This window comes from Massilia agilis (assembly GCF_024756255.1).
GTDB classification, from domain to species: Bacteria; Pseudomonadota; Gammaproteobacteria; order Burkholderiales; family Burkholderiaceae_D; genus Telluria; species Telluria agilis.
This window is the reverse complement of record NZ_JANUHB010000005.1, coordinates 233,067-245,465: the sequence shown is the minus strand read 5'-3', so window position 1 is coordinate 245,465 and position 12,399 is coordinate 233,067. Positions and strand designations below refer to the sequence as shown.

Genomic DNA, 12,399 nt, shown 5'->3' with positions numbered 1-12,399 from the left:
GGAGTTCATCATGCAAGTTAATGTAGGCGGATTGGACAGCGGCCTGCGCATCGGCGCCGGCCTGGTCATTCTTTCGTTGTACTTCGTCCTGGCAGAGGATGTGCGCCTGTGGGCACTGGCGGGCTTGGTGCCGCTGCTCACCGGACTGTCCGGCCGGTGTCCGCTCTACAGCGTCTTGGGTGTGAACACCTGCAAAGCCCCGCGGCAGTAACAGGGGAATGCGATGAACGATTCACCCACTGTACTGAACCGGCGCCTGGTCCGCGACCTGGCGCTGGCCGTCCTGTTCAAGCTCGTCGTCCTTGGCGTGCTGTGGCAGGCATTCTTCCACGAGCACGCACCTGCGGGCACGCAGCCCGACGTGCTGCAGGAGGTGCGCCATGGTAACTGAGCAACTGGTCGACCTGTCGCGCCTGCAGTTCGCGGCGACGGCGCTGTACCACTTCCTGTTCGTGCCGCTCACCCTGGGCATGGTCTGGCTGCTGGTGATCATGGAAAGCGTGTACGTCATGACCGGCAAGACCGTGTACAAGGACATGACGCGCTTCTGGGGCAAGCTGTTCGGCATTAACTTCGCCCTTGGCGTGACCACCGGGATCACGCTCGAATTCCAGTTCGGGACCAACTGGGCCTACTACTCGCACTACGTGGGCGACATCTTCGGCGCGCCGCTGGCCATTGAAGGGCTGATGGCGTTCTTCCTCGAGTCCACCTTCATCGGCCTGTTCTTCTTTGGCTGGGACCGGCTCTCGCGGCGCCAGCACCTCCTGGTGACGATCCTGATGGCCGTTGGCACCAACCTGTCGGCGCTGTGGATCCTGGTGGCCAACGGCTGGATGCAGAACCCCGTGGGCGCCGAGTTCAGCCCGGAGACCATGCGCATGGAGCTGGTCGATTTCTGGGCCGTGCTGTTCAACCCCGATGCCCAGGCCAAGTTCGTGCACACCGTATCGGCCGGCTACGTGACCGGCGCGATGTTCGTGCTGTCGATCTCGGCGTGGTACCTGCTGCGCGGACGCGACGTGGAGTTCGCCAAGCGCAGCTTCCGCGTGGCCGCCGCCTTCGGCCTGGCCTCGGCCTGCTCGGTGATCGTGCTGGGCGACGAATCCGGCTACACCGTGGGCGAAGCGCAGCAGGCCAAGATGGCCGCCATCGAAGCCATGTGGGACACCGAGCCGGCGCCGGCGCCGTTCAACGTGATCGCCCTTCCCAACCAGGCGGAACTGAAAAACGACTTCGCGCTGCAGGTGCCGTGGGTGATGGGCCTGATCGGCACCCGCTCGATCAGCAAGGAGATCCCGGGGATCAAGGAGATCCAGGCCAAGAACCGCGCGCGCATCGTGTCCGGCATCGACGCCGTGACCGCGCTGGAGATCATGCGCCGCGACCGGCATAACGAAAAGGCCGCCGCGCTGTTCGAAGAACACAAGGCCGACCTGGGCTTTGGCCTGCTGCTGAAAAAGTACACCGCCAACGTGGCCGAGGCCACGCCGGAGATGATCGAGAAAGCGGTGCAGGACACCATTCCGCGCGTGGCGCCGATGTTCTGGGCCTTCCGCGTGATGGTGGCGTTCGGCTTTGCCATGCTGGTGCTGTTTGCGGCAGCCACCTGGCAAACCATCAAGGGCCGCTGCGCCGCCAGCCCGCGCCTGCTCAAGGCCGCATTGTGGTCGCTGCCGATGCCGTGGATCGCCGCGGAACTGGGCTGGTTCGTGGCCGAATACGGCCGCCAGCCGTGGACCATCTACGGCGTGCTGCCGACCCACCTGTCGGTGTCCACGCTGTCGGTCGGCTCGTTGTACGGCTCGCTGGCCGGCTTCGTCGGCTTTTACACGGTGCTGCTGGTGGTGGAAATGTACCTGATGGTGCGCTTTGCCCGCATCGGCCCGGCCAGCCTGGGCACCGGGCGCTACGCCGGCGAGAAGGCGCACGCCGCCGCAACCACCTCGGGAGAAATCCATGCTTGATTATCCGACCCTCAAACTGATCTGGTGGGTGCTGGTCGGCGTGCTGCTGATCGGTTTCGCCATCATGGACGGCCACGACATGGGCGTGGGCACCTTGCTGCCTTTCGCCGGCCGCAGCGACGTCGAGCGCCGCGTCATCATCAACACCGTGGGGCCGCACTGGGACGGCAACCAGGTCTGGTTCATCACCGGCGGCGGCGCCATCTTCGCTGCCTGGCCGCTGGTGTACGCGACCGCGTTCTCCGGCTTTTACTGGGCCATGCTGGCGGTGCTGTGGGCGCTGTTCTTCCGGCCGGTGGGCTTTGACTACCGCAGCAAACTGGACAACCCCACCTGGCGCTCGGTGTGGGACTGGGGCCTGTTCGTCGGCGGGGCGGTGCCGCCGCTGATCTTCGGCGTCGCCTTCGGCAACCTGCTGCAGGGCGTGCCCTTCCAGTTCGACGATACCCTGCGCTCGACCTACACCGGCAGCTTCTTCGGCCTGCTCAACCCGTTCGCGCTGCTGTGCGGCGTGGTGTCGTCGGCGATGATCACCTTCCACGGCGCGGTGTACCTGGCGCACCGCACCGAAGGCCACATCCAGGCGCGCGCGCGCCGCGCCGCCAACTGGGCGGGCCTGGTGCTGCTGCTGGCCTTCAGCGCCGCCGGCGTGTGGCTGGCACGCGGCATTCCCGGCTACGTGCTCGCTTCCGCACTGGACCCGGCTGCCCTGCCCAACCCGCTCGGCAAGGAAGTGGTCCGTACCGCCGGGGCGTGGCTGGCCAACTACCACCGCTACCCGGCCACCGTGGCCGTGCCGGCGATGGCCTACTGCGCGGTGCTCGCGGCGCTGGCGTGGCTGCGTGGCGGCTACACCCTGGCCGCCTTTGGCTGCTCGGCGCTGGCACTGGCTGGCGTGATCGGCACCGCGGGCGTCTCGATGTTCCCGTTCGTGATGCCCTCGTCGTCCGATCCGCGCTCCAGCCTCACGGTGTGGGACAGCACGTCCAGCCACCTGACGCTGGGGATCATGTTCTGGGCCACGCTCATCTTCATGCCGATCGTGATCGCCTACACCAGCTGGGCCTACAAGGTCATGTCCGGCAAGGTGACGACGGCCTATGTGCGCAAGCACGACCATTCGGCTTATTGAGGAGGATTCGTCATGTGGTATTTCGCCTGGGCGCTGGGGGTCGGCTTTGCCGTCCTGCTGGCCATCCTGAACGCGATGTGGGGCGAGCACGAAGAGGCGCGCCGGACCGGCTTTAACGATGACGCAAGCAGCGGGGGCCACGGTGGAACGTGATGCGCAGGCCCGCCCCGCCGCCCCGATGGCGCTGCTGCCGCTGCTGCTGGCCTGCATCGTGGCGCTGGGGCTGACCATCTATCCACAGCTGGCCATGCGCGCGGGCCGCCCGGACCATGTGGCGGCCATGCTGGCCATGGCTTCCATGACGACCGGGTTCGTGCGCGGTGTCGGCTTCGTTCCGCGGCGCCAGCCCTGGCGCGCCGTGTTTTCCACCCCGGCGTGCCTGGCCTGCGCCGCGCTCGCCGCGCTGCGGCTGTGGGGCGGCTGATGCTGGTCGACCTGCTCCTGGGGCTGGTGACCGGCGCCATCCTTGCGCTGACCGGCGCCGGCGGCGGCATCCTCGCGGTGCCGCTGCTGGTGTTCGGCGCGCACCTGGACATGGCCACCGCCGGGCCGATCGGCCTGCTCGCGGTGGGCATGGCCGCGGCGCTCGGCGCGGTGCTGGGCCTGCGTGCCGGCATCGTGCGCTACCGGGCCGCTTTGCTGATCGCACTGGCCGGCGCGGCCTTCTCGCCGCTTGGCCTGTGGCTTGCCCACCGCATCGACAACCGCATGCTCACGGTGCTCTTTGCACTGGTGCTTGCCTACGTTGCCTATCGCAGTTTCACCCAGGCCGGCAAGCCGCCCGGCACTGAACACAGCCTGCGGCACTGCGTGCGCGACCCTGCCAGCGGCCGCTTCATCTGGACGCGGCCCTGCGCGCGCGTGCTGGCGCTGTCCGGCACCGTCGCTGGCCTCTTGTCCGGGCTGCTGGGCGTGGGCGGCGGCTTCGTGATGGTGCCGGCGCTGCGTGCCTACACCGAGCTGGAAATGCAATCGGTCGTGGCGACGTCGCTTGCCGTGATCGCGCTGCTGTCGGCCACCGGCGTGGCCACGAGCGCACTGTCCGGCGGCTTCAACTGGGCGGTTGCCCTGCCCTTTTGCGCCGGCGCGCTGGCTGGCATGCTCGTGATGCGGGCGGTTGCGCACCAGCTGGGCGGCGCGGTCATGCAGCGCGGTTACGCTGTCGTGGCGGGAACCGTTGCGCTGGCCATGCTCTTGAAAGCGGCACTGGCCTGATTCCCGGGTTGCCAACGAAGCGAGCCATCCGCTACACTGCTACAAAATTTATATCGATATGCGGAGCAGTGGATGCAGGATGTGTTGAACCCGGCGGTGGGAGCGTTCGTCCTCGAAATGGTGCGCGGCTGGCTGTTCGGTAATGCGCTGGCCAGCACGGGAAGCGCGTTGCTGGTTCTCCTGGCGCTGGCGCTGGCCTGGCGCCGCCGCCTGCCGGCCATGCTGGTGCCCGAGCACGGCACGGCGATCGTAATCTTCTGTGTCGCGGGACTGTGCCTGGCGATGGGTATGGGCGAGCGCGGCGACGGGCGGGACCAGTTCCGCTCTACGCCCGCCGCTGCGCACGGCGTGCCACAGCGGCGCGGCTAGGCGCGCGGTGCGCGCAGCAGCACAAAGCGCGCGGCGTACAGCACGATCAGCGTGCCGGACAGGTCGCCGGTGACCATCGCGACAAAACTGCTGCCCAGGTTGGCCTTGTGTTCGTAGAACGCGAACCACATATGGTGCAGTGCGGGACTGGCGATCGAGAACATCAGGGCGCACTGCAGCAGGTTCATCGACGTGAGGTTGGTGAGCGACGCTTGCAGGCCGTAGGCGTGGCGGGCGATGCGGTACACGCCGTAGGGCGCCACGGTGGCGAGGATGCCGCCGACGAAGGCACGCAGCGGATCATGCGGGAAGAAGTAGAAAAACGAGACCAGCCAGGAAGCGGCCAGCAGGCCAACCGCCCCTGCTTCGGCAAACAACAGCGTGCACAGAAGGCGCACGCCGGCGGGCAGGTAGATCCAGTTGACGCCGACGGCGAATTCAAGGCGCGAGAGCAGCAGTTCGTTCGCTGCCAGCGCCAACAGGAACAGGATGACGGTGGCGGCAGCCATCGAGAGGTTCAATTTTAACTGACTCATCTTTACAAACATGACTGCGTTACAATGTCACCCCGGCTGTGCGCGGTGGGCGTGCAGCTTAACGTAAGGCAGTCGCTTTCAGCAACCTACTCTTGATGAAAACCACACGTCCTGCCGACATCTTCCTGCGTTTCCTCCAGCTCGCCGAGGCGGTGCGCGGCTTGCCGTCGCTGCCCGACCTCGATCCGCTCGAAGAGCGCATCCTGATGCTGGTCGCGCGCGCCGGCCAGGAGCACCAGCGCCTGTCGGTGCGGGACATGATGGCCCGGCACGAGCTGGGCGCGCCGGCCACGGTGCACACGCGCCTGAAGTCGATGCGCGAGAAAGGCTGGATCAAGCTGTCCGACACCGAGGACAGCCGGCGCAAGCAGGTCGAGCTCACGCCTGCGGCGCTGCAGCACTTCGACCGGCTGTCGCAGTGCATGCTCAAGGCCACCAAATCGGCCGGCTGACAGCGGCCGCTCCTCCCGTTTTCGCCCGTCCACGGGCGCCAAATCCTCCGTTGATCCGCCCCTTGCCGGGCACCGTTTGCAGCAGCGTAAGTATACGTTCCGCTTATGCTGACTATCACAAACCAAAAGTTTCGTTATAGCTCTGGGGAATCTATACTGCACCGCAACATAACGCAGTAATTCATCGGAGAATCACATGTCTGCAGCAACGATCACCCAGGCGCACGACAAGGGATTGCGCCACCACTTCAGCGCCCTGCTGGCAACGGTTGGCGAGTTCGCCGCCCAGCTGTACGCGGCCCACGGCGGCTGGCTTGCCCCCATGCGCGACGCGGCTGCCGCCCGCGCCCGCCAACAGGGTCGCGACGCCCTGCTGTCGCAGGCCAACCAGGCCGAGGCGCATTCGCCCAGCCTGGCCAACGAACTTCGCAATTTTGCTTCGAGAGGATAAATCATGACCGCTATCGAATACGTGTCCATCGCCATCGCCGTCATCGGCACCGTCGCCCGCATCGCGCTGTTCTTCCCGCGCGTGTCGCAGAGCGTGACCAAGCAAGCCTGACGCGAACCAGCGTTCCAGACAGAGCCCGGCCCGTGCCGGGCTTTTTCATTGGCGGCGCGTACTTACGCATGCGCGCATCGCCCCCGGCGGAAAAGCCTTGCGCCACCTCCCGCCCCGTGTGTTGCTGAGCTAGAATGCTCGTCGCATTTCCTTCTAGACAGCATTCCCGTTCACTCACTCGGACCATCTCGATGCGACTACTGCTCCTTTCCATCACCGCCGCGCTGATCGCGCTGCCCGCGGCGGCCAGCACGCCAATCACCCTCGACCAGGCGATGTCCAACCCGGACTGGATCGGCAACCCGACCGAAGCGGCGTGGTGGAGCTGGGACGGCAAGCAGGTGTACTACAAGCAGAAGCGCGCCGGCTCGCCGCTGCGCGACACCTGGGCCGCGCTGCCCAAGCCGCACGTGGTGGCGGACGGCGAGCTGCCCAAGCTCGACAGCCAGAACATGGTGTTCAACCGCGAGCACACCCGTGCCATCATCATGCGCAACGGCGACCTGTTCGAGCGCGACCTGAAGACCGGCGCGCTGACCCAGATCGTCAAGAGCGCGACCCCGGTGACGTCGCCGCAGTACTCGAGCGACGAAACGAGCGTGCAGTTCCGCCTGGGCGACGACTGGTACAGCTGGCACCGTGCCGAGCGCCTGGTGTCGCCGGTGGCGCTGCCGCGTGCGGCCAAGGACCCGAATGCGCTTGAAGACGACGCGCTGCGCGCCATGCAGCTGCGCCTGATCGCGACCCTGAAGCGCCAGAAGGACGAGCGCGACGCCAGCCGCGCGCGTGCCGAGGAAGAGCGCCGCTTCGATGCCACCCGCGCGCCGGCGCCGATCTACCTGGGCGACAAGATCGCGATCCAGGGCAGCGCCCTGTCGCCAAGCGGCCGCTGGCTGCTGGTGGTGACCGGGCCGAAAGACGCCGACAAGGGCCGCATCGGCAAGCTGCCGCGCTATGTGACCGAATCGGGCTACGAGGAATTCCAGGACGAGCGCACCCGCGTCGGCCGCAACATGCCGGCCTCGCAAAGCATCAAGCTGGTGGACCTGACCACCAACAAGGTGCAGGAGCTGTCGTTCGACACCCTGCCCGGCATTGCGGAAGACCCGCTGGCCGCGCTGCGCGCCGAGCACAAGCAGCCGGCACTGAAGGGCAACCGCGCGGTTCACGTGGTGTCCGAATTCGGGCAGCCGATCCAGTTCACCAAGGACGGGGCACAAGCGGCGATCATGATCCGTTCGGTGGACAACAAGGACCGCTGGATCGCCACCGTCGATTTCGCGCAAGCGAAGCTCAAGCCGGTGCACCGCCTGACCGATCCCGCCTGGGTCAACTATGACAACAGCGAATTCGGCTGGCTGCCGGACAACCGCACGCTGTGGTACCTGTCGGAAGAAACCGGCTATTCGCACCTGTACACGAGCGATGCCAACGGCCACGCGCGCGCGCTCACGCAGGGCAAGTGGGAAGCCTCGGAAGTGAAGTGGTCCGCGGACGGCTCGACCGCGTACATCCTGTGCAACCGCGCCCAGCCCGGCACCTACGAGGTGTGCTCGGTGTCCGGCAAGGACGGCGCCACGCGTGAAGTGACCGCCTTTGATGGCGGTGTCGAGAACTTCGCGATCTCGCCGGACCAGCGCAAGCTGCTGGTGCGCTACTCTTCCTCCTACCTGCCGGCGCAGCTGGCCACCGTGCCGGCCAGCGGCGGCGCCGCGGTCAAGCTGACCGACACCCGCACCGCCGACTTCAAGGCGCGCGAGTGGATCATGCCGCAGTTCGTGGCCGTGCCGTCCACCCACGGCGGCGACCCGATCTGGGCCAAGCTGTACCGCCCGGCCCAGCTCGAACCCGGCAAGAAGTACCCGATCGTGATGTTCGTGCACGGCGCCGGCTACCTGCAGAACGTGGACCGTCGCTACACCAACTACTTCCGCGAGCAGATGTTCCACAACCTGCTGGTACAAAAGGGCTACGTGGTGCTGGACATGGACTACCGCGGCTCCAAGGGTTACGGCAGCAAGTGGCGCACGGCGATCTACCGCAACATGGGCCACCCCGAGCTGGAGGACTACATCGACGGCGTGCACTGGATGGTGGACCACCAGCAGGGCGACGCGAAGAACGTGGGCATCTACGGCGGCAGCTACGGTGGCTTCATGACCCTGATGGGCCTGATGCGCGCGCCGGAGGTGTTCAAGTCGGGCGCGGCGCTGCGCCCGGTGAGCGACTGGACCAGCTACAACCACGGCTACACGGCCAATATCCTCAACACCCCGGACATCGACCCCGAAGCGTACAAGGTCTCGTCGCCGATCGAATATGCCGAGAACCTGCGCGGCAACCTGCTGATCGCGCACGGCATGGTGGACGACAACGTGTTCTACCAGGACTCGGTGCGCATGGCGCAGCGCCTGATCGAACTGAAGAAGGACAAGTGGGAACTGGCCAGCTACCCGCTGGAGCGCCACGGCTTCGTGCAGCCGGAAAGCTGGTACGACGAGTACCGCCGCATCCTCGAACTGTTCGAGCGCACGCTCAAGCAGTAAGCACGAAGGCGCCTGCGGGCGCCTTTTTTGTACGCGTAGGGTGGGCAGGTCCTCCTGCCCACGCGTCCAACAAGCGATTGAACGGCGCGCCGCAAAAACGGCCCAGCAGATAAGCTCACGGCTCCGCCAACCGATGAGCCGCAGCATGCGCCACCTGCTCCTGATTTCAATCGCCGTCGTCCATCTTCATGCCGCAGGCGCGGGCCAGCAGGTCACGCTCCCTGCCGGCGCAAAGCTCAATCCCCAGCGTGTGCTGGCCGAGCGCTACGCCGCCCCTTCCCCCAAATCAATTCCGGCCCGCCCGGCGGCGGCCGCACCCGCAGGCGGCATCGCCAACGTCACGTTCGAAAGCGCCACCACGCAAGCACCGGTGCCCGTCACGTTCGGCCAGGTTTTCGCACCCGGTGCGCTGCGCCCGGGCGAGCAGCTGGCCGGCAAGCTGGCCGGTGGCGGCACGGTTGGGCTGCAGGTGGACGTGAAGGCACGCCACGCCGACGGCTCGGTGCGGCATGCGGTCATCTCGGCAGTGCTGCCACGCGTGGAAGCGAGTGAACCGCTCGCCATGGCGCTGGCCACGTCACAGGCATCCGCCGCCGCCCGACCGCCGGCCCCGGCCCAACTGCTCGACCAAGGCTTTACCGCGTCCGTCAGCGCGGTCATCGACGGTGAGCGCTACAGCGCGTCCGCTGAAAAGATGCTGGCCGCGCAAAAGCCGGCAACCTGGCTGTCCGGCCCCGTCGCCAGCGAGTGGGAGGTGGCGGCGCCCCTGGCCACCGCGAACGGCCAGGTCCACCCGCATCTATCAGCACGCTTTGCGATCCGCTGGTACCCCACGGCGCACGCGGCGCGGGTGGACGTGACGGTTGAAAACGACTGGGCCTACGAGCCGTCGCCGCGCAACTTCATCTACGACGCCGTGGTCTCGGTTGGCGGCAAGGAGGTCTATGCCAGGAACGCCCTCACCCACTACCACCACGCGCGCTGGCGCAAGCTGTTCTGGTGGGGTGCGGCACCGGCGGTCCACGTACGGCATGACACCGGCTACCTGATCGCCACGCGCGCCCTGCCCAACTACGACCGCACGGTGAGCATCAGTGAGGCGGCGCTCGCGGCGCTGCAGTCGCAGTGGACCGGGCCGCGCACGGAGCCGATGGGCGTGGGCGCCGCTGCGCAGGCCATGCCCACGACCGGCGGCCGCCCGGATATCGGCCTTCTGCCAGCCTGGGGGGCGATGTACTTGCTGAGCATGGACCAGCGCGCCAGACAGGTCACGCTTGGCACCGCCGACCTGGCGGGGAGCTGGTCGATTCACTACCGCGACAAGCGCACAGGACGGCCCGTCAGCCTGCTCGACTACCCGTACATGACGATCGTCGGCAAGCCGGGCGACACGCTCAACCCGGCCGCACGCCGGCAAGAGGCCTTCCCGCCCTGCGCGGCGCCGGATGCGTGCAAGAGCCCGTACGTGCACGACGTTGCGCACCAGCCCGCGTTCGCCTACCTGCCCTATCTCGTCACGGGCGATCGCTACTACCTGGAAGAGCTGCAGTTCTGGGCGATGTACGACGTGTTCGCATCCAACCCGGGCTACCGCGACAACGCGAAGGGACTGCTCAAGCCCGAACAGGTGCGCGGCCAGGCGTGGGGCTTGCGCACGCTGGGCGAAGCGGCCTACATCACGCCCGACGACGACCCGCTCAAGCGCCATTTCGTCCAGCTTCTCGACTCGAATCTCGACTGGTACAACGCAACCTATGCAGCCAATCCATCCGCGAACAAGCTGGGCGTGATCACCAACGGCTACGCGCTGGTGTACGACAAGCAGACGGCGCTCGCGCCGTGGCAGGACGACTTCTTCACCGCGGCGGTGGGCCATGTATGGGAGCTCGGCTTCGATAAGGCCGCGCCGCTGCTGAAGTGGAAGGCGCGTTTCCCGATCGGCCGCATGGTCGGCCCCGGCGCGTGCTGGGTGGACGGCACGATCTACGCGATGAAAGTGCGCGACAGCGCCGGCAGCGCGATCTACGAGAGCATTGGACAGGCCTACCGCGCGAGCCACAAGAGCGACTTCGTTACCCTGCCCTGCGGCGGACCGGAGATGGCCGCTGCGCTCAAGCTGGGCGTTGGCGAAATGGCCGGCTATTCGTCGGTGGCGACGGGCTTCCCGTCCAACATGCAGCCGGCCCTCGCTTACGCAGCGGACGTGGCCGGCGAGGCAGGAAGGAAAGCGTGGGCGCAATTCATGGCGCGCAGCGTCAAGCCCGACTACGGCAGCGCGCCACAGTTTGCCATCGTGCCACGCCGGTAGGGTGGGCTCTCGAGCCCACGCGTTCACACGCTGCGTATCACCGCGTGGGCTCGAGAGCCCACCCTACGTCAGCGGTCATCCACCCACAAAATCGAGCAGCGTCAGCGCCACCACCTTGGTCGCCTTGCGCAGGTCGTCGAGCGCCAGCTTCTCATCCGCCTTCTTGGCATTCGACTCGGGCACCGTGCGCGGGCCGGCGCCGTACAGCACCGCCGGAATGCCGCGCTCGCCGTACAGCCGCGCGTCCGCATACAAGGGCGTACCCTGCGCGGTGATCTCCTCGCCCATCACCTCGCGTCCATGCTGCTGCAGGCTGGCCACGAGCTTTTCCGACCCCGGCAGCGGCCGCAGCGCGTGCGACAGCAGCAGCCGCCTGATCTCCAGCCGAATGCCCGGCATGTCCCGCACCGCGTCCTCGATCAACGCGCGCACCTGCGCCTCCACCTGCGCCGGGTCTTCATCGGGAATCATGCGGCGGTCCATCTTGAGCACCACCTTGCCCGGCACGACGTTGGTGTTGGTACCGCCGTCGATGCGGCCCACCAGCATGGTCGGCGAATCGATACCCGGCACCTTCGACTTGATCTTCTTGAGTTCCGGCAGCTGGCCGTAGATCGCGTTCAGGATGCGCGTGGCGGCCTGCAGCGCGTCCACGGCGGTTTCCGGCATTGCGCCATGCCCGGCCTTGCCATGCACCGTGATCTCCAGCTGCAGGCAGGCGTTGTGGGCAGTGACGATGTTGTAGCTGAAGCCGGCCGCGATCACGTAATCCGGCCTGGTCAGGCCCTGTTCCAGCAGGTAGCCCGGCCCCAGCAGGCCGCCGAACTCCTCGTCGTAGGTGAAGTGCAGCTCGAGCGCGCCCTTGAGCGGCACGCCCAGCGCCTCGAGCGCGCGCACCGCAAAGACATAGGTGGCGAAGTCGGACTTGGACACCGCCGCTGCGCGGCCATAGATGTAGCCGTCCTCGATTACGCCGCCGTAGGGTGGCTTGGTCCAGCCCTCCCCCGGCGGCACCACGTCGCCATGCGCATTGAGCGCCACGGTCGGCCCGCCCGCGCCGTAACGCCGCCGGATGATGAGATTGGTGATGCTTTCCATGCCGTAGTCGTGCACGCGCTCGGGCGGCACCGCATGCTTTTCGGCGGTCCATCCGTATTCCCCGACCATGCCGGCCACCGCCTCCGCATGCGGCGCGTTGTTCCCCGGCGGCGTGTCGGTCGGGATGCGGATCACCTGCTGCAGGAACGCGACCTCTTCATCGAAGTGCTGGTCGATCCAGCGCGCCAGTTGTTCTTGTACTTGCTTGTCCATG

Annotated in this window: 14 protein-coding genes; 12 read left to right on the top strand and 2 right to left on the bottom strand. The window is 66.9% G+C overall.

The features are described from left to right. Positions 1 to 10 precede the first annotated feature (10 nt). The 8 genes from NX774_RS19845 to NX774_RS19810 all read left to right on the top strand — a co-directional run bounded on the left by NX774_RS19845 (position 11) and on the right by NX774_RS19810 (position 4,683). Positions 11 to 211 (top strand): YgaP family membrane protein, encoded by a 201-nt coding sequence (locus NX774_RS19845; protein WP_258824005.1) that lies wholly within the window; start codon positions 11 to 13, stop codon positions 209 to 211. 12 nt (positions 212 to 223) lie between these two features. Then, entirely contained in the window at positions 224 to 391 is a 168-nt protein-coding gene (gene cydP, locus NX774_RS19840) for a cytochrome oxidase putative small subunit CydP (RefSeq protein ID WP_258824004.1), read from the top strand. Then, on the top strand, positions 381 to 1,967 hold the full coding sequence (locus tag NX774_RS19835) for a cytochrome ubiquinol oxidase subunit I (protein ID WP_258824003.1): 1,587 nt from the start codon (positions 381 to 383) through the stop codon (positions 1,965 to 1,967). Before cydP ends, NX774_RS19835 begins: the two co-directional genes overlap by 11 nt. Then, positions 1,960 to 3,099, top strand: a complete 1,140-nt coding sequence (gene cydB, locus NX774_RS19830) for a cytochrome d ubiquinol oxidase subunit II (RefSeq protein ID WP_258824002.1) — start codon at positions 1,960 to 1,962, stop codon at positions 3,097 to 3,099. The genes NX774_RS19835 and cydB overlap by 8 nt, the downstream gene beginning before the upstream one ends. A gap of 12 nt (positions 3,100 to 3,111) precedes the next feature. Continuing rightward, positions 3,112 to 3,252: a cytochrome bd-I oxidase subunit CydX gene (cydX, locus tag NX774_RS19825; protein ID WP_258824001.1), complete on the top strand. Its 141-nt coding sequence runs from the start codon at positions 3,112 to 3,114 to the stop codon at positions 3,250 to 3,252. Further along, entirely contained in the window at positions 3,242 to 3,523 is a 282-nt protein-coding gene (locus NX774_RS19820; protein ID WP_258824000.1) for a cyd operon YbgE family protein, read from the top strand. The genes cydX and NX774_RS19820 overlap by 11 nt, the downstream gene beginning before the upstream one ends. Further along, positions 3,523 to 4,314, top strand: a complete 792-nt coding sequence (locus tag NX774_RS19815; RefSeq protein WP_258823999.1) for a sulfite exporter TauE/SafE family protein — start codon at positions 3,523 to 3,525, stop codon at positions 4,312 to 4,314. The genes NX774_RS19820 and NX774_RS19815 overlap by 1 nt, the downstream gene beginning before the upstream one ends. A gap of 72 nt (positions 4,315 to 4,386) precedes the next feature. Continuing rightward, entirely contained in the window at positions 4,387 to 4,683 is a 297-nt protein-coding gene (locus tag NX774_RS19810; RefSeq protein ID WP_258823998.1) for a hypothetical protein, read from the top strand. On the opposite strand, the gene NX774_RS19805 is transcribed toward NX774_RS19810, so the two are convergent. Then, positions 4,680 to 5,219 (bottom strand): hypothetical protein, encoded by a 540-nt coding sequence (locus NX774_RS19805; protein WP_258823997.1) that lies wholly within the window; start codon positions 5,217 to 5,219, stop codon positions 4,680 to 4,682. The two genes, NX774_RS19810 and NX774_RS19805, sit on opposite strands and share 4 nt — an antisense overlap. A gap of 95 nt (positions 5,220 to 5,314) precedes the next feature. On the opposite strand from NX774_RS19805, the gene NX774_RS19800 reads away from it, so the two are divergent. The 4 genes from NX774_RS19800 to NX774_RS19785 all read left to right on the top strand — a co-directional run bounded on the left by NX774_RS19800 (position 5,315) and on the right by NX774_RS19785 (position 11,087). Beyond that, a complete protein-coding gene (locus NX774_RS19800) occupies positions 5,315 to 5,671 on the top strand; it encodes a winged helix DNA-binding protein (protein WP_258823996.1) in 357 nt (118 codons plus the stop codon). 196 nt (positions 5,672 to 5,867) lie between these two features. Then, entirely contained in the window at positions 5,868 to 6,122 is a 255-nt protein-coding gene (locus tag NX774_RS19795) for a hypothetical protein (RefSeq protein WP_258823995.1), read from the top strand. A gap of 302 nt (positions 6,123 to 6,424) precedes the next feature. Continuing rightward, positions 6,425 to 8,779: a S9 family peptidase gene (locus NX774_RS19790; RefSeq protein WP_258823994.1), complete on the top strand. Its 2,355-nt coding sequence runs from the start codon at positions 6,425 to 6,427 to the stop codon at positions 8,777 to 8,779. A gap of 145 nt (positions 8,780 to 8,924) precedes the next feature. Continuing rightward, positions 8,925 to 11,087 carry a hypothetical protein gene (locus NX774_RS19785; protein WP_258823993.1) on the top strand — a complete coding sequence of 721 codons (2,163 nt, stop codon included), beginning with the start codon at positions 8,925 to 8,927 and terminating at the stop codon, positions 11,085 to 11,087. Between the two features lie 75 nt (positions 11,088 to 11,162). Here the strand turns inward: NX774_RS19785 and NX774_RS19780 are convergent, their stop codons facing one another. Beyond that, the gene (locus NX774_RS19780; RefSeq protein ID WP_258823992.1) at positions 11,163 to 12,398 is read right to left on the bottom strand and encodes an ArgE/DapE family deacylase; all 1,236 of its coding nucleotides are present in this window, start codon (positions 12,396 to 12,398) and stop codon (positions 11,163 to 11,165) included. Position 12,399 lies beyond the last annotated feature (1 nt).